This window comes from Streptomyces sp. NPDC031554, from assembly GCF_055580685.1.
The window spans coordinates 154,905-179,210 of sequence record NZ_JBVIKX010000003.1 but is presented as its reverse complement, the minus strand read 5'-3'; the positions used below and the strand labels follow the sequence as shown (position 1 = coordinate 179,210).

Here is a 24,306-nt window from a genome sequence, read left to right as displayed (position 1 = left end):
CCCGCGAAGTGATGGACGAACCACTGGAGCGAAGGGTGGTCGCACGTGGCACCGCAGACAGGCGAGCCCAACGTCGTACTGGCGGGGTGCCTCGACGAACTCGGGTGGAGCCCGAAGGCGCTCGCTCGCAAGCTCAACCGAGTGTTCGGCGCGGGGACGGTGGCCGAGTCGGCGCCGTACCACTGGCGGGACGCAGGCTCCCTGCCGCGCTCGCCATTGCCGATGATGGCCGCCTACGTGCTCTCCCAGGAGCTGGGTAGGAATGTCTCGGTGGCCGAACTGTGGCAGGGGCGTGTGGGCGACTCGTCAGCGCTGGTCCCCGCGGACACGGATCTCGCGCGGCCTTGGACCGCGCAGGGCATGGAGGCGATCGTGGAGGACTGGGTGATGGGAGGGCTCGTCGACCGTCGCCGGTTCCTCGCGATCTCGGGCGCGGGACTCCTCGCGATCGTCGCCCAGTACCTCGACGGCACCGCGGGACGCGGTCAGTCGACGCCTCGAATGGCGTCGCCGCTCGGCGCCGGTCCGCTCGTGAACCAGGTGGAGCAGCATCTCCCCATGCTCCAGTTGCTCGATGACGAGCACGGAGGGGCACGTCATCTGCCCTACGTCGGAGCACAGTTCCGGGCTGTCGGGCTGCTGATTCGCGAAGGCGGCCACCTTCCGGCTGTCGCGAGCCGTCTGATCCGCGCGCTGGCGGAGATCGGCCAGTTGGCCGGCTGGATGGCCTTCGACGCGGCCGACCACGGACTGGCGCAGCGCTACTTCGTCACGGCGCTCCGGGCCGCGCATCAGGTCAACGATCTCCCCCTGTGTGCCCACATCTTGGGCGACCTCTCCTTCCAGGCGGCGAGTCGAGGACACCCCGCGGACGCCATCGCCCTCGGTGAGGCCGCCCGCCGTGCGAGTGACGCCGCACCGCTGGCCGTCCGGGCGTCCGTCCTGTCCCGGCTCGCCTACGCGTACGCCGCCGCCGGCCGTGACAACGACTTCGCTCACACTCGTGGCGCTGCCCGCGAACTGATCGCAAGCCGGGACGGCAGCCAAGAAGAGCCTCGCTGGATGTACTTCCTCACTGACAACCACCTGGACTGCCAGGCTGGTTACGGCCTCGTTCAGATGGGTCGTGCACAGCAGAAGGCGGAGAGCGGAAAGAAGAGCCGTCGCTTCCTCGCCCAGGGGACCGAGATGCTCAGGTCCGGGGCGTACGACGCCCCGCGCGGTGACCCGAGCCAGCGCCGAGCCATGTTCGAGGGAGCCTGGCTGGCCCTGGGCCACAGCGCGCATGGAGACCTGGAGGCAGCCTGCGAGATCGGCCAGATCGCGGCCGACCGCCTTGATGTCGTCCGCTCGCCTCGCAGCGCGGCGCTGCTCCACCAGCTTGCCGCCGACCTCCGTCGCCGACAGCGCAACCCTCACGTGCGTGGCTTCCTGCCAGCCTTGGAGGACGCCCTCGCCCAACACGCACCATCGACGCAACCCGGCCGTTAGGGTCAGGTTCATGACCGCAGGGGAGCGCGTTCTCGTTGTCGGGGCTGGGGTGGCTGGGCTCACCACGGCCGTCGTTCTCGCCGAGGCCGGGGCTTCGGTGCACGTGATCGCCGAGCAGGTGCCGGGGGTCACTTCGCTGGCGGCCGGGGCGATGTGGGGGCCTTACTTGGTCGAGCCGAAGGACAAGGTCGACCAGTGGGGACAACGGTCCTTGGAAATCTTCCGGGAGCTGGCCCAGGACCCGGCGACGGGCGTCCGGCTGACCAGTGGCATCGAAGCGTCCCGAACGGCCGAAGCCGCGCCAGACTGGGCCACCACATTGCCGGGTTTCCGGCTGTGCGAGCGGGCCGAACTTCCGGCCGGGTTCACGGCGGGCTACCGGTTCACCGTGCCACTGATCGACATGCCTACCTACCTCGACTACCTCCTGCGCCGGCTCAGCGACGCCGGAGGTGTGCTCGAACAGCGACGGCTGACCTCGCTCTCGGACGCCAGTCCGGCTTCGGCGATCGTCAACTGCGCGGGCCTTGGGGCACGCGACCTGGTTCCGGACCCTGACCTCCGGCCCATTCGCGGCCAGCACGTCGTCGTCACCAACCCCGGGCTGACCGAGTTCTTCTCCGAAGACACCGGACTTTCCCCGGACCTCCTGTGCTTCTACCCGCACGGGGACACCGTCGTCCTGGGCGGCACAGCGATCGACGGAGAGGGCGATCTGGCCCCCGACGACAAGGCGGCTGCCGGCATCCTCGCCCGCTGTGCCGAGGTCGAGCCCCGCCTCGCCGAGGCCCGTGTCCTGGAGCACCGGATCGGTGCTCGACCGACCCGCGCCACGATCCGTGTGGAGAGCGACCGGTGGGAGGACGGCACCGTGGTCGTGCACAACTACGGGCACGGGGGTGCCGGCGTCACGCTGTCGTGGGGTTGTGCCGATGAGGCTCGGACGTTGCTGGCCACCAAGTGATCCGACCCCGGCGAGCAACATGGCACCGGTCTTGAGCACGGCGCACGACGTGTATAGCTACAGCAGCTCCTCTTCCAGCTCGCCGTCCCCTGCGTCGCCGTCACCCGGATCGTGGCTGCCGAAGTCGGGGTGGTCCCTGTCGGAGTGGTGGGCGAGGTGGAGCGGGGCGGAGCGCAGGGTGCGGTGGTCCCACGCGACGGCCTGGTCGCACTGGCGGGCGATGAAAGCCACGAGGTCGCCGCACTCCCAGCCACCTGGGCTGGGGACAGCGATCTCGATGCGGCTGGTGGCGTGGAGGTCCTTGTTCATGGGATTGAAGGGGAGAGTGTGGAAGTCCTCCCGGGTTCGCCGGTTGCCCTCGCGCAGTATGGGTGAGTTGCCGGCCTGCTGGCGCGACTGCTGCGTGAGCATCCAGACCGTTTCGTGGGGGTGCCTCTTCTCGAAGATCAGGGTCCGCCGGTAGCTGGGGCTCATAGTGGCGAGGTCGTCGGCGCCGTCGCGGTAGACCGTGGCAGGCCGTGCTGCGTGGTGGCCGAAGGCGATCCGGGCGACGGCCACGTCAACGCCGTCCTGGGCGAGGCCGCGACCGGGGAGCAGACCACCGGCGAACGGGTTGTCGTCCATGCCGGCGTAGATGCTCCGGCTGCCCTCCTTGTCGAGCACGAGTACAACACGGTTGCAACCCTCTGGGAGGATGAGGCTGTCCAAGGCGGTCTCGATGTGGTCGCGGACCGCGCGGGCCCCGTTGCCGTCCCGACCCCAGTTCTCGTTGCCGATCTCGCTGGCATGGTAGGCAGCCCGTCCCTCGGCGAAGCGCAGCCACCGGCCATTGTGGTACATCTCGGTGCACGGCGGCGTCTCGGCGTCGGGTGTGAAGTGCATCGCGACCAGGCAAGCGACGAGCTTGGGCCGCCGGGGTGCCTGGCCGCGTACACGCCGGTAGTTGTGGCGGCGCAGGTGGATACCGACCACGGTGACGGGTTCGGTGAGGGGCGCTTCCATGCGGACGTCCGGCGCGGCGCACGTCGCGCGCGCGAGCCGGTCATCGATGACGCCGGCGTTCTGGAAGATGTGGCGCAAGGCCGCGCTGGTCCGGAAGTCCGTCTCCTCGTCTTTCGCCGGGACGTCGGCCGCGGTGAGGAACTGGCTAACGACCCCGGCTGCGGCGAGTGCCTTGCGGGTGAGGGGCTTGCCGTCATTGGGGATGGGCTTGCCGTCCCAGGTGGTTTCGCAGATGGCGGCGACGAGTTGGTCGGGGTCGTCAGAGTGGAAGAAGCCACTCGATTGGACGATGCTCGTGCGGTCGTGGGAGCCGTGCATGGTCAGTTCGGGGATCTTACGGAACTCCACTGTGATGCCTGGTGCGACGTCCATGATCTCCGCGTCAAACCTGGCGTCCGATCCGACGAGAGCTTCGGGAATTGGCACTCCGTAGTCTTGGCGGAGTTGGCGCATGACGCGGCGGGGGGTGGTGTCCGCGGCGTGGACGACGACCATGCGCATGGACTTCCAGCCGGCGGCCTCCAGTGCCCGGGGCAGCTTCTTGGCCGGGATGGGGCCGTGGGTGATGGAGGCACCTGGAATCGTGTAGCGGGACTTGTCGTATGTGATCGGCTGGACGCCCAGGACATCAGCGATGTGGGTGGTCATGCGCAGGGTGAAGTACGCACCGACGCCCTTGCCGACGAGGTGACTGCCCTTGTTGCGGAAGACGGCGCGGACGCGTTCGAGGTCCCCATCAGCCTTGTCGGGCAAAGTCACTGGGGTGAGGCCGCATGCCTGGACGATGGCGGCGGTGTGACCACGGAACTCCGTCTTCCAGATGAGGCGGCCGTTCTTGTCTCGGAGCTTCTCGCCGTCAGGGCCGCGCTGGGGCACGTGGCGTACCGGGACGCGCAGGAGGGTGTCGAACTGAGGGTGGTTGAGGGTGACTGTCTTGACGTTGCTCCAGTGGTCGGCAACCCGCGTGACGTGGCAGTCGAAGCGGAGAACCGGGTCGGGCAGGCCGCGCCGGGTTTCTCCGGTGACGGAGACATAGGCCATCGCCCATCCTGTCCGTTCGTTCGACCTTCCCTGGTAGATGGTGCGGTAGTAGGGATAGTCCCAGGCCACCAGCCTCTTGGCGTCGTGTGCCAGCCCGACGCGGAAGGTCGTGGCGCGCTGAGCTGGATCGGCTTTGTCGATCATGGGATGTGCGGCGAGGCGTTGGATGACGGCCCAGCCCGCGGCGTCTTTCCACCACCAGGGTCCGGTGACGTATCCGGCTTCGTCCCGCTTGAGAACATCGGGCAGGGGGCGGCATACTGCGCGCTCGAAGTCGATGTGTCGGCTGAGGAGCTGCCCCTCCCTGACGGCGCGGAAGTGCAGCTTCTGCCAGACGTCGAAGCACCTCGTGGTGAGCCTGGGGTCCAGAGGGCCGTCGGCGACGATCAGGCTCCGTTCCTCGCCGGGCCGGACGTTGCGCCTGCGGGCGACGGTGAAAACGATCATCCGGCCGGTGACCGTGCCGAGTGCGACGCGCAGGGCGCCGTGTGGAGTCCGGAACCCTTCCTCGGGATCCCACTGCCGTTCGCAGATCTCCCAGAGGTCTTCGAACTCCGGGGTGAGAGGGTAGAGCCACACCTGCCCCATCAGATCCGGGCTGAGCGGGAAGTCGGCGGTGTAGAGGCGCGTGGGGGCGGCGGCCATCAGTTGCTGGTCCTTTCGTCGGCGAAGTCGAAGATCGCCCGGAGGGTGCTGCCGTAGATGTTCTGGAGAAGCTCCAGCTCGCCGCTCCGGCTCCATCCCTCCCGCAGTTCGCGGATCAGGCGTGGCAGGTCGCTGCCGCTGGAGGGGTTGTGGAAGGCGTAGTCAGCCAGGTAGAGGACGCCTCGGTCGCCGCCCCGGCGTACTCGGCCACCGAGCTGGATGATGCCGATGAGCATCTCGGCGACGATCGACAACCGAACCTTGTTCGGCAGGGACTGGAAGAAGTGGTGGCTGCGGAAAAGCTCCTCGTGAACGGAGCTGGAGGTGATGGCCAGGTGCCGGAGCGTCTCCGCGGGGTCGGCCGAGCGGGTGACGCTGCTGTAGGCGCGGCTTGAGATCAGGGCGAGGAGCTGGGCGGGTTCGTCCATAAGCGGGATCGGGCGGACGGCGAGAATGACCTCGCCCACCAAGGACCGGCCGCTGTGATCGACCATGTTCAATCCACGCTCGGCGATGGCGAGCGGCGCGATGAGGATCTTGGCGGTCGGGTGGTGGGGAAAGCGCTCGAGCGCGTCCGAGGGGATCTCGTACCAGGCGGGGCGGCGCCGGTAGTGGGCCGGCACCGTGTTCTCGTCGCTCGCACGGGTGGCGACCGCGATCATTTCCGGGTCCGCGCCGGCGGAGATCATTCCTTCGGCGAGTTGAGCGGCGCCGACATAGGAGGTGCAGGCGACGAGGATGCGGGCGCGGTGTGCGGTTGCAGGGCGGCTGGCGAGCTTCTTCAAGTGCTGGACGATGTGCTGGGACCACAGGGCGCGGCCCATCTGTTGATGGGCCTGGTCCCGGTGGATGTCGGAGGTTCCCGAAATCCGGATGGGGTTGTTCCGCTCGTCCCGCAAGGTGAGCGACCGCAGTACGAGGGAGCCGGTGATGTCGTCGGGGACGTACCAGGTAGGGGGTGTGATCAGGTGGTGCATGGTCCCGCCTGGCATGTGGGCGGTTGCGGACAGCCCGAGCACGATGCGGCGCTGACCGCACAGCGCCAGCGCGGTGGTGTCACCGAGTTGTGCGGTATACGCGTGCGGGTCGCCCGCGAAGGAGGTCAGGGCCAGTTCGGTGCGGTGCTTGTCCTCGATGTCGTGGATGGCCGTGAAGCCGAATACCGGCGCCCCCAGGGGACCGTAGGGGGCGGCATGCCATTGGTTGTTGTCCTCCAGCATCTCGGTCAGCTCGTTGGCCGCCGTAATACCGGAGGCTTTCAGTGAGGTGCCGGACCTGGTCACGTACTCGATCTGGGCGCGGATCTGTTCCAGGTACGCCCTGCGTACGAGAAGATCGACGAGAAGTTCGCGGTCGTCATCGGCAAGGTGTTCGTCCAGGAGGGGACGCGCGGCGGCGGCGATCCGCGCGTGCACGTTGTCGAAAACGGGATCGGTGCCTTCGCGCAGCGCGGTCGCGTCGAGCAATTCGGTGCGCAACTGGGTCAGGTGTTCGCGAGTGCTCTCGCCGACCCCCGGTACGACCGGGACCCTCGCGCCCGTGAGCTGTGCTTCCTCCTTCGGGTTGAACAGCTTGCGGAAGGTATCGATCTGCTCGCGTGTGGGTGACTCGCCGTCAGGTGCCCGCCACAGGCGTGCGGTGCACCAGGCGTCCCAGCGGCGCGGGATGATCAGGCGACGGCGGGCCAGCTGCTGGCGGTTGCGTTCGTTGGGCCCCCTCTGGGCGATACGCCCATGCGCGGCGTTGCTGACATAGCTCTCGGCGAGGAAGCGCGCTTGGGTGATCTTGGGGTGGATGTAGCGCTCCAGCTCGTACATCAGGGCACCGGCGCGGATGCTGAACTGGTCGTGGAGCTCTTGCAGGGCGCTGGGTTGCCGGCTGCCGTAGCGGGCCAGCGTGACGTGGTGGGCGCTCTTGGCGAACCCAGTGGCCTGGAAGGCGTCCGCCTCATCAATGAGCAGAACGTGGGTGAGTCGAAGGAGCGCTTCCTCGACGGTCATGTAGTTGCGCACGTCGCCTTCGGCCAGGACAGGGATATGCAGGCGGCCGGACATCAGGTTGATGTGGTTGGTGATGATGACGTCGGCCTTGTCGAGGTTCAGCTGATGACGATGCTTCCCGCAGTGCGCGAACCACGGACAGCGGTGGCGCCGGGTCTCACCGCTCTCGGGATCGGTCCCCTCGAAGTCGGAGCACCTCTCGTGGCCGGGCTGCCACAGGTCGACGTCCTGCGTGTTGGTGGACTTAGCCTGTATGGCGCATCCATAGGCGAACTCGCCGTACGCCTCATCCGCCTCATGGGCTCGCCCTTCCTCAATGAGGCTGCGAGCTACCTTCTCGGCCTCCTCTTGCATGCTGTTCGGGGAGATCAGCGGCACCACGACCGCGTCCTGGAGACCGAGTGCGTGCAGCTCTTCGCGGATCGCGCGGGTGAAGGAGAGCACGCTGTCGTTGCGCGGCACGACGATCCCGGTCACCAGGTTGTTCTTCACGCCCCACGCGGCGAGCAGCTTGGCCAGGACGCTCTTGCCCGAACCCGTGCAGGCGCTCAGCACGCGGATCAAGCCGGCGTCCAGGATGAGGAAGCCGTCGGCGAGCAGGGAGCCGTCGGCTCGACGGATGTGCTTGAAGAGCCGTTCCAGGCTCTTGCGCCGGTGGCTTTGCCCGAAGGCGCGGTCCTGCGCGTCCGCGATCGCGCGCAGTGCGTCGATCGGCACCTGCAGCCTGAGGCATTCCTTGGGCTTACCGAAGTCCGGCAGCGACGCCTGGATCTGGGGCAGGTCGAGGACGTAGTGGGCCTGGATCACGCCGTTGCCGGGGCGGCTCGGGTCAGGGATCTGGGTGCCGATGCGGAAGTGACCTTGGAGGGCCAGATCCCGGCTCCGTCCCTCGTCGGCCGCTGCCCGGCGACCATCTAGCTCCTCCAACACCTGGTCCACCAGCGATGCAAGACGCTGCTGGACGGTCACCAAGTAGTGCTCGTCGTCAAGAGCCGCGAATCCCTCGGGCAGATCGGGCGAGTCGAAGAGGTTTTCGACCGCCCGGCGGAAGGCCGCGAGGATCGCCAAGCGAGCGGGTCGGTGCCACAGAAGTCTGGTGACTCGCCGCGTGTCCTCGCACGACAGCTCCTCGTAGCGGTTCCACAGATGGGTATGCCCGGACAGGAGGAAATGCGCGTCACGGATCGCCGAAGCGTGACGGAAGGGCTCCTCCGAGCGATTCGGGAACAGTCGTGCCGCCAGAGCCAGCGCGGCCAGCGTGCTCAGACGCTGCACATTCATAGTGGCCAGGGAGCGACCGCTCACCGCGCCTCCTTCAGGGCGTTCCGGATCGCGGTCTTGAACGTGCGCACCGTACGCACCTCGTAGCCCGCGGGAAGTGAGCGCCGCAGCTGGGCGACCTGCCAGGCCCGGTAGTCGGGCACCACGACGTGCCGGGCCCGGGGTGGCCTGGCGGTGATCTTCGACGGGGATCTGGTGTCCTTGAGGTCGACCTCGAAGATGGTGGCGCCAGCCCGCACGGTAATGTCCCACCTGTCTTTGTGCGGCCACTTCGTCACCGCGTCCCCGCCGATTCCAGCCTGATCCGCCAGCCACCTCATCAAGGCAACCTCGGTGACGCCGGGGACCGTGATGTAGCGCCAGACCGCCTCATGCACGCACACCACATCGGCGGCGCTGAGCGCGGACGCCACCACGGGACCGCGAACTCGCGGCACGCCGCTGCCGTCACGCTCGTCCGTCACCTGAAACCGGCCGAAGTGCGGAGGATAACGACACGCCAGCGACGCGCCTTGGACGTGCATGGGCCACTTGCACGTCGGACACGGCACGTACCAGGACTCGGACCCCACCACGAACTGCCGGTCCGGTGGCAGCGGCTCATATGCCTCGGTGTGCAGCGCGCCGCGCGCGTGCAGCTCGTCGCTGACGCGGTCCGCCGTGCCCGCCGGTACCTCGATCAGCATCTGCCTTGTGGCGACATACTCCTCCTGCCCAGCTGACGACAGCACCCCGTAGATGGCGCGCTCGACTCTTTCGAACGTCTGCCTGGCCCACCGAGGTACCCAATCGATGCCGGCCTCGTGGTCCTCGAAGAGAGCCTCGCTGTAGTCGGACCCATACTCAACGGCATCACCGGTCAGCAAGTCGTCCGCCCCAAGGATCTTGAAAGAGCCGACCTCGTCGGGTAGCGAGTCCCAGTCGAGCGGCACCCACTCCCTCATGGGGCGGTGGAGAAACTTGATCAGGTCGCGCGGCGTCGCCGGCCCGCAGCCGGGAGACAGCAGGCTGAGGAAGACCCCGTGCATGCGCGAGACCTCTCGCCATGCCTCTGGCTGCTCCCGGCGAACCGTCCATGCCTGCGCGGCACGCAGCCCGGCCGTCGTCAGGTCACCAACCAGCTTCACTGTGGCCGTTCGGGCGCCGACCGCGTCGGTCAGCGCCAAATCCTTCTGTTCGCGCGCCATGGCTGATCAGGGTGACCCACGGCGCCGCAAGTGACCGCCAGGGTGCGCGCTTTTCAGCCGATTAGGTACGGAACGAGCACGCTCTTGGTTCGGCTAGCACCTCGTCAAATGGGGCGCGCCGTAGAACGCGCAATCGTCAAGGCACGTGATGAAGAGCCCGAAGGTGGCTTGAACTGATCGCAGTCACGGGAGCGATGTCAGTGCCCCTCGGTATAAGCGCCCCCGCCCGAAGATCGGCATGGTGTGGAACTGCCCCCACTGCGCGCACGCCGCTTTCCGCGGTTGAACCGCGAGGTCTGGCGCTCTGTGTCTCAGTTCGCCGGGGGCAGACAGCAAAGATCCATGAATGACTGGCCAACGCCGCAAGAGCATGTGAACCTGGACGACCTTCTCGCAAAAAGCTCCAGGTCAAAGAGGTGATTGCCCGTGACTGCGGCACCCCAGGGCCCCGGATTCTCCACCACGGTCGAGGCCCTGCGGCTGCGTGAGTGGCTGCTCGGCCCGGGTCAGGCCACGCTCGTGATGGATCAGTTCTCCGCCGACGACTTCCACCTGGTCGTGGACGACCGCGCGGACGTGCACGTCAATTCGAAGGATGGTCGCTTCTACCTTGGATGGTTTCCGCTCGGGCGTCCTGGTACCGACGGCGAGGGGTGGAAGATCGCCGTCACCGGTACGGCCAAGGTGCGCGGCTACCAGATGTCCTTCGACACCGAGACGCCGGCGGATGTCGTCGCTGCCGCAGTCGCGTGCGTGCTGGAGACCTCCCAGCGGGTGTGACAGCCAGACGAATCGGCGCCCCTGGGGAACCTGTCGTCTGCCTGGTGCGGGCGAGACGGGGTGGACCGGTATCTGCCACCCGAGGTCGCCGGAAGGCCAGTCCGGCACGTCCATCCAGTTGCACGCAGCACTGGCGGCATCAAGCCCCAGCCCCCAACCCCTTGGAGGTATACCTGCATCCCGATTTCCCGATCGATCCACCCGCTCCGGCCTGCGTCCCGTCCGCGTACTGGGTCGGGCCCCGGCACCTGGCCGGTGACGACGGACGCCTCTACGACGCCGTCGCTGACACGCTCGCCGGTCTGGGCTGGACGAACCTGACGATCGTCCGCGGGCGCCAGGAGCCGGATGAGGCGCCGGAGGACCGTCAGGTCCTGCGCAGCACTGTCCTGCACTTCAGCCCCGACTCCCTGCGGTGGGCGCAGTGGGTTCTGTCGGACGAGCCGTTCCACCTGGGGAACCTGCCGATCGCCTGGCAAGTGTCTGCGCGTACGGACCCGAGCAGTCCGCTCGCCCAGTGGTCGGCCTACTTCACCCCCGATGTCCCGGGGGAGGTCCTCGCCGGCTTCCTTGCCGGGCTCGACGCCCGCGATCAGCCCGCTCTGCAGTGCGGTGGCCCCGAGCTGGTCCTCGACGCGGTAACGGCACACGGTTGGCTGCGCGACGTCGACCAGCCCGGCACCGGAGCGGTGGACCCGACGTTCGCCTCCCACATCCACCTGGGTGAGGTGCCGCCCCTCATTCAGGATGGCGACCCGCTCGCGCTGGTGGCCGACGTTGGCGAGGCGACCCTGGCGGGGTGGCAGGCGTGGGCCGAGCCGGTGTTCGGCGCGGGTTACCTGTGGGCCGCGTCGTTCAGCGTCAGCGTGCCGCACGACCTCGTCGCCGCGTTCGCCGGCTCCCTCAGCTCCAGCGCCCCGGTCCTGCGCCGGGTGTTGCCGGAGAGCACACGCGAGCGACTCCTGCGCGCTCCAGCCAGCTGAGGGCCCGTTCAACGTATGGAAGCCGGGCCTCCCCGAGGGGAGGCCCGGCTTCGTGCTGCTGTGTCTCGGCCGGCGTCTGCGTGGCGTCACGGTCCGCGGTTACAGGGAGCGGTCCGTGCTTCATTCGCGGCGGTGCGTTGTACCGGCTACCGCCTGAACGCCCTTGGCTCTGTGTGTCAGAGGCTGGCTCTGGCTTGGGAGCGGGGCACCGCCACGCTGGTCTTCCCGGTTAGAAGGTGTACGGGGCGAAGGGACGGACTGGTCCGACGATGAGGCCGAGGAGGTGATCGAGCTCGGCTCGCTCGTCCTCGTTCATGAGCTCGACGGCGTTGCCGAGCTTCTTCTCGGCGAGCCGCTCCATGAATGGGGCCAGGAACTGCTCAAGGACATCCGGAGCTTCGTCTACCGTGCGCCGGTACTCCCGGTATCGGTTGAACTGTTCCTGGATCTCTTCGAACTCGACGCGGGTGGCGCTGAGGACGAGGGCCCGTTCCTCCTTGCTGAACGGGCGCCCGTCGAGGTGGTTCCACGTGTTGGTTTCACGCTTGTGCTTGATGTCCGCGTTGCAGAGCAGGACGACGATCTCGGGCCGGGCTTGGGTTGTGGGCATACGGGTGCTCCTCACAGGAATGAGGTGGGTGGAGGCATCAATGATCCGGAGATTCGGCGGTTTGCCCAACCGCCGATCGTCGGCTATGTTCCACTGGCTTTTCGCTGGTCAACGCCGTCGGATGGGGTCGTGCAGGCCGCCCTGCTTCGGCAGCGCGCGGGGTGCCAAGGCCCCTTGGCGCCGACTGCCTCGCGCGGGTGTGTCGTGGGGGTGCTCGGGTAGGGCGGGCAGGTGGGCGCTGCGCCGCAGGCGCCATACCAGGACGTCGCTGATGGAGGTGGCGGTGTCGAGCTCGCGCCGTCCGGCGGCTTCGGTCAGCAGGGCGGTCGGGTCATGGCCGGCCTTCCGGGCGTCGTCGAGGGTGGCAGCCAGGGCGGGCCAGCCGGGTTCGGCCTGGACCTGTGCGGCCAGATCCGGCAGCACCTCGTGCAGGAGGTCGGCTTGCCGCTGCCGAGCACGCGGGGCCAGGCGTTGGCCTCGCTGGCGGAGGACGGCCATGGACTCGGCCGCGGCGGCTTGGTAGGCGGCGCGCAGGTGTTCGGCGGCTTGCCGGGCTGCTGCGGCCTGCTGGCTGTGGTGCTTCTTGGCGTGCCAGTTCGCCGCAGCTGTGGCGAGGAAGAAGGCCATGTCGATGAGCATGGCGGTGGTGGCGCCGTCTTCTCCTCGGCCCAGGGCGGGGCCGCTGTGGACGAGGTCGCGGGCGGCCTGGCGCAGGGCCCGGTCGTGCCCGCGTACGGCCTTCACGTGGGAGCGGCTGGCCCGCTCGAACACGAACGCCGCCTCGCGCAGCTCGGCGCGGGTATGGGCGGCGGAGGTCTTGGCCAGCGCGTCCAGCACCTCACCCGCAGCAGCGATCTGCGCCGCTGCCGCGCCGTCATCACCGTGATCGATGACCAGGAGGGCCTGCCAGGTGGCTGCGGTGGCCCGGCGCCGCGCGAACGCGGGACCTGTCACGTCCGGCCGGACCGGCTGTTCCCGCCCGGAGCCGTCCGCCGAGGTCACAGCCTTCACGGGCAGGGCCCAGCGTTCGCGGATGCGGGGCAGGGACAGATCGGGTGCGAGCGTCGAGCCCGCGTAGAACACCGGCTCCTTCTCACCGTTGCGGTCGTCGGGCAGGGCTACCTTGTAGCCGAGCAGGTCACCTGAGGGCGCGACGCGCTTACGGATCAGAAGACCGGCGGCGGCCAGCCGGTTGAAGAACTCCTCCTCGCTGCCGGCGCCGGCGACAGCGCGCCGTACGGTCTCCCGCAGCTCCTCCCGCGCCGGACGCTGCCTGCCCGTGCGTTCGGCCTTGTGCCGCTCCGCGCTGGTGGCCCGCTTGGCGGCGGTGCCGTCCCCGGGCGCGACCTGGTGCAGGCCGAGTTCCTTTTCGATCAGTCGGCACTCGGCCTGGGCGCGTTTTCCGGAGCGGTGGTGGTCGGGGCGGCGGCCGTCTTCGCGGATGAGTATGGCGATGATGTGGATGTGGTCGTCGGCGTGCCGGACGGCTGCCCAGCGGCAGCCGGCGCCGTCGCCAGGGTCGATGCCGGTGGCGGCGACCATGCGGCGGGCGATGTCGCCCCACTGCTCGTCGGACAGGATCGGGTCGTCGGGAGCGGCGCGCACCGAGCAGTGCCAGACGTGCTTGTCGGGACGCCGGTCCGCGTCGAGCAGGGACAGGGGCTGGTCGAGGAGGTGCTGGAGGTCCTTCTTCGTCGCCGAGGGGTCGCGGCCGGGGTCGGCGGCCATGCCGTCGAAGGAAGCGACCAGGTGTGGGTCGATGTGCTCCTCGTGGGTGCCCTTGCCGTACAGGTAGTGCAGGAGCCCGAGGGTGTTGCTGCCCTGCTGGTGGATCCGGGGGATCAAGCCGCCTGTTCCTCCTGCCCGTTGGCGACCCTGTCGGCTGCCCGTTGGACGGCCTGTGCGGCGCGTTGCAGGTCGGCGAGGGCGGCGGCGAAGTGCGGCGCGTCGGCATCAGAGTTGAGTGCCTTGGCGATCTGGTTGACGTTGCTGCCCGCCCAGCCGAGCTGACGGCGCACACCGAACAGGGCCGTCAGGATGTCCCGCTCGGTGGCGATGGCCGCTGCGGTGCGGGACTGGTCGCGGGCAGCGGCCAGGGCGGAGTGGGCGAGGAACCCGGCCACGCTCATGCCGACGTGGTCGGCGCCGGACTGGATCAGAGCGAATTCCTGGTCGTTGAGGCGGACACTGTGAGCGGGACGCTGCTTCTTGTCACGCGGACGCGACTTCCCCTTTCTGGCCTTGCCCTTCGGGCTGGCCTTGCCTGGCTGCGGTCCGCCCTTGGCCGCAGCCTTCCCGTCCGGCGCCCCCTGGTGCCGGACGGGACCCGCCACCCCCGGGGCGGGGTCGGGTTCGGGCGCTCCCCCTGCGGGGGAGTGTCCGGACCTCCAACTTGCTCCGCCTGGGGCAGGGGTGATCAGCAGAGATTGCTTGTGAGGCACGGGGGCTTCGTGGTGCGGGGCGTGCATGGGGCCCTTCGGGTCGGGGTCTGGTCGGAAGTGCTGGTGCTGCGGGGATCAGCGGAGCGGATCGCCGGTTGCTGCCTTGAGCTGAGCCTTGAACTCGCGGACGACTCGTCCGACGCCGTCGCTGGAGACGGTGTAGCCGACGGCGCGCAGGGCGTCCTCAACCCGGTCGCGTCCGACGCTGCCGGTCTCCTCATAGATGCGGCGAGCGTGCTTGAGGATGACCTCGTCGGAGGCACGGGCTTTGCCCGCGTCGCGTTTCTTCCGGGCAGCCGCCTTCCGCTCGCGCCTGCCCGACACGTTGCCCGCGCTGTTGCCCGTCGGCACCGGGCTGTCTTCGGCTTCTGCCCGTGCGGGCAGCCCGGGACCCGGGCGGGCAGGCTGCGGGCGGGCAGCCGTAGGCACCTCGTCGTCACCCGGCTCTGATGGGTGAGGACGGGCAGCGTCCTCTGCCCGCGGCATTGCTTCCAGGCGGTCGGAGCGCGGGTGGCCATACCCGGACTCTCGGGTGGAGGACGAGGCCGGAATCTGCCAGCGCGGCGGCAATGTGATGGCCGCGAGGTCAAGGGCCTGCTTGCGGGTGGCGAGCTTGCGCAGCAGCAGCTCGTCCTGGAGCGGGTCCCCGTCGACGTCGGCCCGCTCCAGCGCTTCGTGCAGACGTTCCGTCAGGCGTCGCTGCCGCCGCCTGCCGCGCTTGCGGTCGGTCATCGACTCGGCGCGCAGGATCAGGGCGACGGCTTCACTCAGCGCGCGCTCACGGATGAGGCGGGCAGCATCGGCGTCCTGGTCGGCGATTCCGAGCCGGGCCAGGAGGCGTTCGCGTGCCTGGCGGACGAGGACGGCGGCCATACCGCGTGAGGCGGCGTCGGGGGCTCGGTGGCGCAGCTCGATGCCCATGGCCAGGTGCCACAGCATCGCGGCCATGACCGGGCCGACAAAGGCCCGCACGGTGCCGCCGACCAGCCCGGACTCGGCGTAGGCGGGCAGGATCTGCACGGTGGTGATGACCCAGGTGAGGGTGCCGGGCAGGCCGGGTGCTTGCTTCGGGCCGTTGAGGTTCTGCCGGGCCATCAGGGCGGTGGCGAACAGGGCCAGCTCGGCGGCGGCGAACATCGCGACGCGCTCGGCGGTGCCGCCCATGTCGAGGTAGTCGGCGGCGAACCGCCAGCTGGTGTCCGCGCTGTAGGCGGTGCAGCCGAGCGCGGCCATAGCCGCGACGGGCACCGCGACTGTCCCGCGCCAGCGTTTGCCGCCGGGCGGCCGGCGGCGCTGCTGGCGAATCAGCCATCCGGCGAGCAGGCCCAGCAGCACGAGAGAGATGAGGAGCGCCAGGGTTGTCACCGGGGAGGTGACCCAGTCCGGGCGGAGCGGCGTGCCGCTGTTCCGGGTGGCGGAAACGAGGGTCAGAGAAGGCAGGAGGGTCTCCAAGGTGTAGAGGAACCGGGGAGGGCCGGACGATCACGGCGGAGCGTTGAGCGGCCCTGCCGCGCGGGCCGGCGCAGGCCAGGCGTGAGCGCGCGCGGCGCGGCGAGGCAGGTGGGGAGGCCGGTCAGGCGGAGGGCGCGGTGCGGCGTCGTCGGTCGGGGCCTTTGAGGATGACGCGCTCGGTCATCTCGGCGAGGCGGGAGGCGACGCGGTCACCGAGGGCGACGCGTAGCTGCTCCGTCGGGAGGTTGGTGGTGATGAGGGTGGGGAGCATGTGCTCGTACCGGTGATTGATGAGCCGGTAGGTGAGCTCCTCGGTCCACTCGCTGGTCTTGGCCGCACCGAGGTCGTCCAGGCACAGCAGCGGGCAGCGTGCCAGTGTCTGCAGTTCACGTTCGGCGTCATGGCCGGCGCGTGGACGCAGGCGAGCGTGGAAGTCGGCGGTGGTGGTCGCCTCCCAGCGCAGGCGGACGCCACGGGCGAGCAGGGTGCGGATGGCGCCGTACGCCTGGTACGTCTTGCCTGTGCCCGTGGGGCCGGCGATCAGCAGCGACGGGCCTTCGGCGATGCCCGGCCCCCCGGGGCCGGGGCGTCCGGCGCGGGCGATCTCGTCGGCCCAGGCGGTGACCTTCGGGTGGTCGGCCAGGGCTCGGCGGTATCGGGCGGGGATCCTGGCGTCGGCGAGTTCCAGCGCGGTGACGGGCTCGGCGTGCCCTTCCTCGACGGCCGCGCTGGCGAGGTCGATGCCGCGACTGGCAAGGATGCCGTTGAGCCGGTCGGCGAGCGGGCCGACCCGGTGGGGCTCGCGGGTGAGGGTGGCGGTCAGAGGTCACCTCCGTAGGCGGCTTCGACATCGGCGGGGTTTGTCCACGCCCTGTGGACAACCGGCGCGGCGGGGGCCGCGTTCATGGCTTCGTGCACGAGGCTCGGCAACGTGCTGGGGTGCAGGCCCTTGGCGCGGTGCAGTCCGAGTCCGGCCCGGATGTGATCGGGGGCTATGCCCTCGTCGAGCAGCTTGCGCACCTGCTGGCCGAGATGGCCCAGGACGTCCTTGGGTGGCCGGTGTGTGCAAGCGGCGACGTACTCGGCGATGAGCTGGTTGGCCGAGACGGTGCGAGGTGCGGGGGCGCTCGCGCCCCCCGAAGGGGTATCTCCTAGGTCCATGATCCTAGGTCCTAGATCCGGACCGTGAGGCGTCACCGCTCCCGCGCTGAGTCCTCCCTGCTTCCTCACGGAGGACTCTGTGGAATCGTCCTGACCTGCAGGTTCGCCATTCGGAGCGGGATTCACCGCAGGGTTGCGTACTTGCCCGGAGCCCTCACGGAGGGCTCCGGGAGACAGCGGTGCGGGCTCCGTGACGCCAGCCCCCGCAGCCGGCGTGCCGACGCCGGACGCGGGGGCTGGCGTGTCGTGACGCGGGCAGGCTGGCAGGCGGCTCGCGCTGGGGCGGTTGATCTTCTGATGCTGCCGCCAAGTGACGATGTGCAGGTAGCGCTTGTCATCCGGGCCCTTGTAGCGGCATATCAGCCCGGCGTCGGCGAGCTGGGCGAGGTCCTGCTCGACGGCGGAGGGTGTGTGTTCCGGGCGCAGGACCCACAGTTGCCCGGCGATGATCGCGGCGTGGTCACGGTGGCGGCCCTGGTCGTCAGCCTGGGTGAGCAGGCCGAAGAAGGTGCGCTCGGCGGTCAGGGAGACGGCGGCCAGGGACTCGGAGACGAAGGCTTCGGGCTTGATGGTGCGGATTCGTGCCAAGAGGGGCGGTCCTCACTCGGTGGCCGGTGGGCTGGGTGCCCACGGTTCACCGTCGGTCGGGGGCGGAGACGGGTGTGAAGGGCGGGAATGTACGGCCGTTGACGCGGGAGCGTTGATGGCCGCTCGCGCTTTCCGGGGTGTCGTCAACATAGCCACACCCACGGCGCGCAAGTCCAGCCCTATCCGGCGCAATCTCTCACGGCAGAAATGCCGCTGGAAATCGAATCGGCGAGGGCGGTGCGAAAACGGTAGGGCACGATCGGCGGTTGACCAAATAGCTGCCCCGCATCCCGAGCCAGAAGGATCACATTCGGAAGCCGTTGACACCCCGCGAGCGGCGAAGCTACAACACAACACCCCACGTCAGAGAGGGTCTCTGGTGTTGGGGCCGTTCGGGGATCCGGCCTTGCGCAGCACCCCGACCGCCTCGCTCACCGATTGAGCGCGGCGCAACATAGCCGACGATCGCCGGTTAACCAAACCGGCGAATGCACGCTACAACTGGAGCCATGGCAGCACGATCTCTGGAAATAGGGCCCGCAGGAATGCTGGCGGCTCGCACCATCGAAATCCTCCGTACGGAACGCGGCCTTGGGCAGCGCCAACTCGCCGCGCGGTGTACCGCTTTGGGCCGTCCTATGTCCAACACGATGCTGTCCCGCATCGAACTCGCCAAGCGGCGATGCGATATCGACGACCTCGTCGCCATCGCCGAAGCCCTGCAGGTATCGCCCGTCGCCCTCCTCCAGGGCCCGGGCGCCACCTGAGCCGCCCACGTATCCCCACCGCCCTCGCGACCAGGAGCCGCCCCCTTGCACCGACCCACGCCCGCGCCCGTCCCCCACAGGTCGTCCGACGCCCCTCCACCCCGCCTCTACCGCCCCGAGGAGATCGCCGACACCCTCGGCTGCTCGGCCTGGTGGGTCAAGGACCGCGCGCGACGGCGCCTGATACCGCACACCCGGGTCGGCCGTGCCTACCGCTTCACCGCCGAGCATCTCGCCGAGATCATCCGCCTCTACGAGCAGCGGCCGGCCCAGCCCGCGCAGGCAGTCGCACAGGCGACCGAGCCGCTCTCCGAGCCCGGTATGCAGACCGGCGCCGCGCAACCTCGCCGCCCTGTCGTTGCTCCGACTACCCGTCTACGGGCCCGCCCGCCGCGTCGACAGCAGCAGTACAGCACTGTCGCGTGACCCGATCGAATCTGCCGTAGCCGAGGACAACGAAGAGGGGGACAGCGGAACGTGGGTTTCGCGGAGAAGCGCGGAAACTACTGGCGCGGCCGGTACAAGGTCGCGTCCGGCAAGCACAACACGGTCGTCGACGAGAACGGCAAGGCGATCAGGTTCGCCACCAAGGGCGAGGCCCAACGGGCAGCGGCCGAGGCCGAGAACAAGTACCGTCGCGGCGATTGGCGCGACCCGGCCCTCGGCCAGGAGACCTTCGGCGAGTACGCGAACCGCTGGTACGAGGCCCAGGACCTGGCCGCCTCGACCATGCAGAACTACAAGCGCCACATCGAGGAGCACCTCCTCCCCGAGTTCGAGGACAAGGCGCTCGCCGGCATTCTGCGCACGGACGTCGACCTGTGGGAGAAGACGGAGAAGGCCCTCTATGCCGCCTCCAGCGTCAAGACCTGGCGCTCGACGCTCCACCTGATCTTCGAGGACGCGATCGACGAGGGCCTGATCACGTCCAACCCAGCCGCCCGGCGACGGGGAAGAGGTAAGCGCGCCGGCCGCTCCCGAGACCGGGGTCCGGAGAAGGTGGTCACCGACGCGCTCGGCATCCTGCTGACCGCCGAGCGCGCCGCCCTGCTATCCGGCCGTGACGACGAGTTTGTCGCCGTGGTCCTCAAGGGGTACACCGGCATGCGCTGGGGTGAGATCGTCGGCCTGGAGACCGCGTTCGTCCGCCCTGGAGCCGTCCGCGTCGAGTGGCAGCTGTACGAGCTCGACACGGGGGAGCTGGTGCGTTGCCCGCCGAAGGACGACAGCTACCGCACCATCGACTCGATGGACTGGCTGTCCGCGCTGGTTGCCAACCACATCGCCCGCACGAAGCCTGTGCCGTGCCCCTGCCACGGCAAGACCTACGTCTTCCGAGGACAGGGTGCGGCCCGTACCGGGGGCCACCAGGGCGCGAAGCTCGTCGACGTCGCCCGTCGTGCCGGCGTTTCGACCGGCACGGTGTCCAACGTCCTCAACCACCCCGATCGCGTCACCGAGGCCACGCGAGAGAAGGTCGAGCAGGCCATCGCGGACCTCCGGTTCGTCCGGGGCGGCGTCGTACCGGAGCATGCCGCCCACTGGCGCAGGAACGGTTTCGCAACCTGGCTGTTCACGCCGGCGGTCTCCGGCTGGTACCCGAAGAAGGCACCCCAGGAGCCACGACCGGTGCCCTTGCTCGGCGAGCCGTGGCCCGGCGTCCCGGCACGGGGGCGGGGTGCCAGCGACCGGGCCGACGCCTGCTGGCTCCCGATAGCCAAGGGACTCACGCCTCACGGCCTTCGCCACACCCACCGGACGATGATGGAGGACCTGGGAACCGAGAAGGTGCTCATGGACGAACGCATGGGCCACATCGACGGCTCGGTCTCGGCACGCTACGCCCACGTCACCCCAGGCATGCGCAAGCGCCTCATGCTGGGGCTGACCGAGCAGTGGGAGGCAGCGCTCGACGCGCGTTTGGCCATGAGTGCCACGTCACCAGTGCGCGTGCTAAGTGATCTCCTGCGGGCACGCGGAGTGTCACGCGTGCCCGCCAAGTCTTAGCAACAGAGTGCTGTGCCCTCCGGCGACCACTGCCGGAGGGCACAGCCGTATTCCCGATGCCTGCGCGAGGCCGCGTCAACTCCACACGGTCGTCTCACGCCAGCAGTTGCGGTGATTGCCAAGTAACGGGGCCAACGGACCTGGCTCAATAGGTACATGGAGATTGGCGAGCACTGGGCATACCGCGCGAGGCCGAAGGAGCTGGGCAGCCCTGTCAGGCGGGTGGAGATCGTTCGGGTGGGCGGCCGTGGCAGGTCTGGCTGGGTCCATGTCCGGTTCCTGGAAGGGGATGACGCCGGCGTGCAGGAATGGGTCAGTCCCGGCTGCCTCGTAGCACCGTGGTCAGATGTCGACGCGTTCCGCGCAGATGACGAGGCAGAGCTCAGACTGGCTGAGGCGTCACGCCAGGTACGGGGCGGTACGGAGTTCGAGGCCGCGCGCTTGATCCTCGGGTTCGTTCGGCCGAAGAACAGGCTGCGCCTCCGCCGAGGGGTGGCGGACGCGGGAGTTCTGGAACTGAGCCGACTCGACGAGACGGCGCCGCTCATCGGCATGGACGCCACCGCGCTCCGCAGTGACCCGATGGTGCACGAGAACCGCGCCGGCATGTGCCTGGCCGGCTGGCTGGTCACCGAGCGCGTCGCCCGTCAGGTAGCGGGCCGCCTCGCCGACGAGATCCTCCCGGAAGTAGACCGCAAGCAGCAGGACATTGCGCAGGAACGCACACGGCCCACCTGGGGACCCTACAGCCGACGGGACGACCGCAAGTTGGACGCGGAGGCGGCCGCCCTGCGAACCGTCCGGGCCTGGTGCGGAGCGGACAAGGCTGACCGCTACGACGAGTTGGTCGCTCTGCGCGCCGAGGTCATCAGGCTCGGCGAGCTGGTGGAGAAGGCGGTCAAGGCCCTACGCGACCGTGGGCACGGCGTCATCGCCTCCACCATTGAGCGCGACCTTGGCGTCCATATCGCCAGCCTTGATCCTGACGTGCGTCGATAGAACCATGCCACGGCTCCGGGTCCGGTTTCGGCGGCTCGGGCCGTGCCGCAGGCTGCTCCCTCTCCGGCCGGTGCGGGTTCCAGCCGCCGAGAAAGGGCCGCAGCTGATCTCCGGTCGGCTCCGTGTGGAAGTCGAGAGCGGCCAGGCCCTTGCTGTTCATGGTGGGATCCAGACGGTCGGCCTCCGCCTTCCCCCAAGCCGACCACTCTCGCAGCCTCTCGGCTTCGACGGCGTTGTCCGATGTTGCGGCGGCTTCGTCCAGAGCGACGCAGAACACCCGGATCTCTCCGGCCACCTTCCACTGCTCCAGGGCTGTGCCGAAGTGCTTCGCCCGTGCAGCGTGAACCGCCTTGATCGAGGCGGCACTGACGGCCGACTCCCACTCCCGCCTCTCGCGCTCCTCCCGCTCCGCTTCCAGACGCCGACGCTCCGCCTCCTGCCGCTCCCGCTCCTCGCGCAGGCGCCGCTGCCCCGCCTCCCGTTCCAGCCGAGCCCGCTCCTGCTCCTCCGCGCGCGCCTTCAGCGCCCGGAACACCGAACCGACCTGCTCCTCCAACGGCTTCTTGGCGGTGTCGGCCCATTCCTTCTTCCAGCCGTAGCTGTGGCCGTAGCCGTAGCCCGAGTGCTGGCTGATCAGCAGTTCCAGCTCGCCGGACGGCTCGAACCTGTGCGCCGGCGTCACCCGCTGCCAATCGTACGTACGACGGCCCGGCTGCTTGGGCACGTACCGGACCTGCTTCTGCCGTTCGCGGAAGCCGACCTCGTACGTCCTGCCGTGGACGGTGAGCAGGGGCCTGGGCTGCTTGCGCTTCTTGGACACCGTGATCTCGCCGTGGCGGGCGAGTGCCTGCTCGGCGAGGAGCCGGAGGAGCGAGAGGACTCGGGGCAGGACCTCCTCCGAGATCTCGAAGGCGCTGTGGTCCGCAGTGACAGTGGCGACCACGTCCTCGACATCGCTGATCACCCGGCTGCGCGCCAGCCGGATCCGGTTCCACTCGGTGTCGTCCTCACCCGACACCCTGAGCAGTCCGAGGAAGAAGTCCCCCTTCGCCCGGCCGCTGTACTTCAGGTGGTACCCCTCGGGCGCACACTGCCGGGCTGCGTCGAAAGCCCTGCGGTAGCGGGCTCGCTCCTGGTCGCTGGGGCTGGGGATCCGGAGGAACCGCCCAGCCTGTTGTACCTCCGCGATCAAGGCGGCTCCGATTTCCGCCGGCGACGCCTGTGGGGGCTTGGCGGTGCGTTGCGGCGCCGGCTTCGTCGTGGACGGAGCTGTGTCTTGCTTCTGCGGAACAGGGGTGGGCCGTGTCCGTTGCTCGGAACCCGCCGACCGCTGCTTGCGCGACGCCGGTTCCGGCCGGTCCGGGTGATGGCCGTGTTCCAGGTAGAAGCGCCCCGCGTCAGTGATCTCCGCCTGCCACTTCCCATCCTGCTTGGACATGGTGATCAGACGCCGCTCCTTCAGCGCGCGGGCGGTGAGGGCGAACTCTGGGCTGTCCGACGTGACGGGGTCGGCTCCGTCCCCGATGCGGGTGAGGAGTGCGAGCTGCCGGTCATTTAACGGAGACCATCGGTGCATGGCGATCGTCGTACCGTCTGTGCTCACCTCACCACAACCCGTATGAGAAGAGTTCATCCCCGGTTTGTGACGAGCTGACGCTGACCAGCCTGGCAGATGGGACGCACACGTAATGGCATTTCATGATTTTACGTGCGCACAGTCTGGAAACGGGCGAAAACTGGGTGCTCCAAGTCGAGTAGAGGAAAGGAGCACCATGCAGAACCGAGCGCTGGGGCTCGTGCCCGAGGAGGGTCGGGACCAGGACTGGGCGCCCGGGAGGATGCGCGCACATGACGCCTGGGCGCTAGAGCTGTCCGTTCTGATGGACACGATGAACGCACGGGCCGTCGCGATCGACCTGGGACAACAAGGCATGCAGGCTGCACTGACCGTCGTCTCGGGGCGGCTCTGCGTGCTGTTGCGGCCCGGTCTGAGCGAGCAGGAGGCGGCGGTCGCCATCAGGTCGCTGCTCGGCCGTTACATTCACCGACCTGCCTCTCTCCTGACTCTTTGGCCGGAGACAGGTGGGCAAGGTGTGGTGGTTAAGGAACCAGACGACGCCTCGGACTGGGGGCAGGGGGACCCGCCAGAGGTGCCGGCTGACGTTCTGCCTCTGTACGAGGCCGGGAACTGGGCACCGAAGGACGGATGGCGGAGCGACGACGAGGTGTGGGAGAACCTGAAGCAGTTCACCGCGGACCACCTCAAGGGCGTCGTGGAGTACATTCCCGAGGACATGTATCCCCTGCCCGACGGGCTGGGCGCAGTTGTCGCCGCCGGGTACGACGGTGAGGGGCTGGCTCATCCGCTGGTGTTCCTCCGCGGCGATCTGCCCGCGGGTCTGCGCGTCGACCTTCTCGGCTTCTCCCTCGCGCTGGCCGTCGGTGCCGATCGCGGCGGTCGGGAACCCGATGAGAACGGCATCTTCTACGTCGGTACGGACGCGGGGCCGGTTGACGGCCCTGGGGCCGCACTTCTCGGAGCTCTGATGGTCCAGCGCTTGGGGCGTCGTCCGGGCGACTGCGACTTCAGGCTTCTCGATCCACCGGAGGAAGCCGGCCGGGGGCAGGAGTCGGCCGCTTGAACCTGAGTCGACTGCGCTCGGAGGTGTCGGGCCTCTGAGGAGCGTCACTAGCGCTCCCTTGGGAGCCGGATTCCGGGGTTGGCTCCCAAACGGCTCCCAAAAGATGCCCAGGAACCACTCAGGGGCCCAACCCGCTAAGCGGATCAGGCCCCTGACCTGGTACTTCTCTGTCGGGGTGGCGGGATTTGAACCCACGACCTCTTCGTCCCGAACGAAGCGCGCTACCAAGCTGCGCTACACCCCGATGTCGCTGCTCTACTGCTTG

Annotated in this window: 19 protein-coding genes and 1 tRNA gene; 9 read left to right on the top strand and 11 right to left on the bottom strand. The window is 68.9% G+C overall.

The window, feature by feature from the left end; genetic code table 11:
• The first annotated feature begins 45 nt into the window (after nucleotides 1-45).
• On the top strand, nucleotides 46-1,491 hold the full coding sequence (locus ACZ5FU_RS09440; RefSeq protein ID WP_469045150.1) for a carph-isopro domain-containing protein: 1,446 nt from the start codon (nucleotides 46-48) through the stop codon (nucleotides 1,489-1,491).
• A gap of 10 nt (nucleotides 1,492-1,501) precedes the next feature.
• The gene (locus tag ACZ5FU_RS09435) at nucleotides 1,502-2,455 is read left to right on the top strand and encodes an FAD-dependent oxidoreductase (RefSeq protein WP_469045149.1); all 954 of its coding nucleotides are present in this window, start codon (nucleotides 1,502-1,504) and stop codon (nucleotides 2,453-2,455) included.
• A 57-nt stretch (nucleotides 2,456-2,512) separates the two neighbouring features.
• Here the strand turns inward: ACZ5FU_RS09435 and ACZ5FU_RS09430 are convergent, their stop codons facing one another.
• The 3 genes from ACZ5FU_RS09430 to ACZ5FU_RS09420 are packed head-to-tail and all read right to left on the bottom strand — an operon-like array spanning nucleotide 2,513 to nucleotide 9,611.
• Nucleotides 2,513-5,143 carry an RNaseH domain-containing protein gene (locus ACZ5FU_RS09430; protein ID WP_469045148.1) on the bottom strand — a complete coding sequence of 877 codons (2,631 nt, stop codon included), beginning with the start codon at nucleotides 5,141-5,143 and terminating at the stop codon, nucleotides 2,513-2,515.
• Nucleotides 5,143-8,448 (bottom strand): hypothetical protein, encoded by a 3,306-nt coding sequence (locus ACZ5FU_RS09425; protein WP_469045147.1) that lies wholly within the window; start codon nucleotides 8,446-8,448, stop codon nucleotides 5,143-5,145. Before ACZ5FU_RS09425 ends, ACZ5FU_RS09430 begins: the two co-directional genes overlap by 1 nt.
• The gene (locus ACZ5FU_RS09420; protein WP_469045146.1) at nucleotides 8,445-9,611 is read right to left on the bottom strand and encodes a restriction endonuclease-related protein; all 1,167 of its coding nucleotides are present in this window, start codon (nucleotides 9,609-9,611) and stop codon (nucleotides 8,445-8,447) included. Before ACZ5FU_RS09420 ends, ACZ5FU_RS09425 begins: the two co-directional genes overlap by 4 nt.
• A 426-nt stretch (nucleotides 9,612-10,037) precedes the next feature.
• On the opposite strand from ACZ5FU_RS09420, the gene ACZ5FU_RS09415 reads away from it, so the two are divergent.
• Entirely contained in the window at nucleotides 10,038-10,391 is a 354-nt protein-coding gene (locus ACZ5FU_RS09415; RefSeq protein ID WP_391201260.1) for an SPDY domain-containing protein, read from the top strand.
• 161 nt (nucleotides 10,392-10,552) lie between these two features.
• On the top strand, nucleotides 10,553-11,374 hold the full coding sequence (locus ACZ5FU_RS09410; RefSeq protein ID WP_391201262.1) for an SPDY domain-containing protein: 822 nt from the start codon (nucleotides 10,553-10,555) through the stop codon (nucleotides 11,372-11,374).
• A gap of 229 nt (nucleotides 11,375-11,603) precedes the next feature.
• On the opposite strand, the gene ACZ5FU_RS09405 is transcribed toward ACZ5FU_RS09410, so the two are convergent.
• The 6 genes from ACZ5FU_RS09405 to ACZ5FU_RS09380 all read right to left on the bottom strand — a co-directional run bounded on the left by ACZ5FU_RS09405 (nucleotide 11,604) and on the right by ACZ5FU_RS09380 (nucleotide 17,626).
• The gene (locus ACZ5FU_RS09405) at nucleotides 11,604-11,984 is read right to left on the bottom strand and encodes a hypothetical protein (RefSeq protein ID WP_391201263.1); all 381 of its coding nucleotides are present in this window, start codon (nucleotides 11,982-11,984) and stop codon (nucleotides 11,604-11,606) included.
• 108 nt (nucleotides 11,985-12,092) lie between these two features.
• Nucleotides 12,093-13,829, bottom strand: coding sequence for a relaxase/mobilization nuclease domain-containing protein (locus tag ACZ5FU_RS09400; protein ID WP_469045145.1), 1,737 nt, complete (start codon nucleotides 13,827-13,829; stop codon nucleotides 12,093-12,095).
• Nucleotides 13,826-14,452 (bottom strand): plasmid mobilization protein, encoded by a 627-nt coding sequence (locus tag ACZ5FU_RS09395; RefSeq protein WP_469045144.1) that lies wholly within the window; start codon nucleotides 14,450-14,452, stop codon nucleotides 13,826-13,828. The genes ACZ5FU_RS09400 and ACZ5FU_RS09395 overlap by 4 nt, the downstream gene beginning before the upstream one ends.
• 48 nt (nucleotides 14,453-14,500) lie before the next feature.
• A complete protein-coding gene (locus ACZ5FU_RS09390; protein WP_469045269.1) occupies nucleotides 14,501-15,790 on the bottom strand; it encodes a hypothetical protein in 1,290 nt (429 codons plus the stop codon).
• A 208-nt stretch (nucleotides 15,791-15,998) separates the two neighbouring features.
• A complete protein-coding gene (locus tag ACZ5FU_RS09385) occupies nucleotides 15,999-16,700 on the bottom strand; it encodes an ATP-binding protein (protein ID WP_469045268.1) in 702 nt (233 codons plus the stop codon).
• On the bottom strand, nucleotides 16,697-17,626 hold the full coding sequence (locus ACZ5FU_RS09380) for a hypothetical protein (protein WP_469045143.1): 930 nt from the start codon (nucleotides 17,624-17,626) through the stop codon (nucleotides 16,697-16,699). The genes ACZ5FU_RS09385 and ACZ5FU_RS09380 overlap by 4 nt, the downstream gene beginning before the upstream one ends.
• A gap of 509 nt (nucleotides 17,627-18,135) precedes the next feature.
• On the opposite strand from ACZ5FU_RS09380, the gene ACZ5FU_RS09375 reads away from it, so the two are divergent.
• The 4 genes from ACZ5FU_RS09375 to ACZ5FU_RS09360 all read left to right on the top strand — a co-directional run bounded on the left by ACZ5FU_RS09375 (nucleotide 18,136) and on the right by ACZ5FU_RS09360 (nucleotide 21,399).
• Nucleotides 18,136-18,393 (top strand): helix-turn-helix domain-containing protein, encoded by a 258-nt coding sequence (locus ACZ5FU_RS09375; RefSeq protein ID WP_053212833.1) that lies wholly within the window; start codon nucleotides 18,136-18,138, stop codon nucleotides 18,391-18,393.
• 45 nt (nucleotides 18,394-18,438) lie between these two features.
• Nucleotides 18,439-18,819: a helix-turn-helix domain-containing protein gene (locus tag ACZ5FU_RS09370; protein ID WP_469045142.1), complete on the top strand. Its 381-nt coding sequence runs from the start codon at nucleotides 18,439-18,441 to the stop codon at nucleotides 18,817-18,819.
• A gap of 51 nt (nucleotides 18,820-18,870) precedes the next feature.
• Nucleotides 18,871-20,400 (top strand): LacI family DNA-binding transcriptional regulator, encoded by a 1,530-nt coding sequence (locus ACZ5FU_RS09365; protein WP_469045141.1) that lies wholly within the window; start codon nucleotides 18,871-18,873, stop codon nucleotides 20,398-20,400.
• 156 nt (nucleotides 20,401-20,556) lie between these two features.
• Nucleotides 20,557-21,399: a PE-PGRS family protein gene (locus tag ACZ5FU_RS09360; protein ID WP_469045140.1), complete on the top strand. Its 843-nt coding sequence runs from the start codon at nucleotides 20,557-20,559 to the stop codon at nucleotides 21,397-21,399.
• Here the strand turns inward: ACZ5FU_RS09360 and ACZ5FU_RS09355 are convergent.
• Entirely contained in the window at nucleotides 21,329-22,975 is a 1,647-nt protein-coding gene (locus ACZ5FU_RS09355) for a PE-PGRS family protein (protein WP_469045139.1), read from the bottom strand. The two genes, ACZ5FU_RS09360 and ACZ5FU_RS09355, sit on opposite strands and share 71 nt — an antisense overlap.
• A gap of 196 nt (nucleotides 22,976-23,171) precedes the next feature.
• On the opposite strand from ACZ5FU_RS09355, the gene ACZ5FU_RS09350 reads away from it, so the two are divergent.
• Nucleotides 23,172-24,041, top strand: a complete 870-nt coding sequence (locus tag ACZ5FU_RS09350; protein WP_391201278.1) for a hypothetical protein — start codon at nucleotides 23,172-23,174, stop codon at nucleotides 24,039-24,041.
• 170 nt (nucleotides 24,042-24,211) lie between these two features.
• On the opposite strand, the gene ACZ5FU_RS09345 is transcribed toward ACZ5FU_RS09350, so the two are convergent.
• Nucleotides 24,212-24,285: transfer RNA gene (locus ACZ5FU_RS09345), tRNA-Pro, on the bottom strand.
• Nucleotides 24,286-24,306: the final 21 nt, after the last annotated feature.

Excerpts from the sequence above, each read along its gene's own strand:
- ACZ5FU_RS09435 (WP_469045149.1), top strand. The coding sequence starts at position 1,502 with ATGACCGCAGGGGAGCGCGTTCTCGTTGTCGGGGCTGGGGTGGCTGGG.
- ACZ5FU_RS09430 (WP_469045148.1), bottom strand. The coding sequence starts at position 5,143 with ATGGCCGCCGCCCCCACGCGCCTCTACACCGCCGACTTCCCGCTCAGC.
- ACZ5FU_RS09420 (WP_469045146.1), bottom strand. The coding sequence starts at position 9,611 with ATGGCGCGCGAACAGAAGGATTTGGCGCTGACCGACGCGGTCGGCGCC.
- ACZ5FU_RS09405 (WP_391201263.1), bottom strand. The coding sequence starts at position 11,984 with ATGCCCACAACCCAAGCCCGGCCCGAGATCGTCGTCCTGCTCTGCAAC.
- ACZ5FU_RS09395 (WP_469045144.1), bottom strand. The coding sequence starts at position 14,452 with ATGCACGCCCCGCACCACGAAGCCCCCGTGCCTCACAAGCAATCTCTG.
- ACZ5FU_RS09375 (WP_053212833.1), top strand. The coding sequence starts at position 18,136 with ATGGCAGCACGATCTCTGGAAATAGGGCCCGCAGGAATGCTGGCGGCT.
- ACZ5FU_RS09360 (WP_469045140.1), top strand. The coding sequence starts at position 20,557 with ATGGAGATTGGCGAGCACTGGGCATACCGCGCGAGGCCGAAGGAGCTG.
- ACZ5FU_RS09355 (WP_469045139.1), bottom strand. The coding sequence starts at position 22,975 with ATGCACCGATGGTCTCCGTTAAATGACCGGCAGCTCGCACTCCTCACC.
- ACZ5FU_RS09350 (WP_391201278.1), top strand. The coding sequence starts at position 23,172 with ATGCAGAACCGAGCGCTGGGGCTCGTGCCCGAGGAGGGTCGGGACCAG.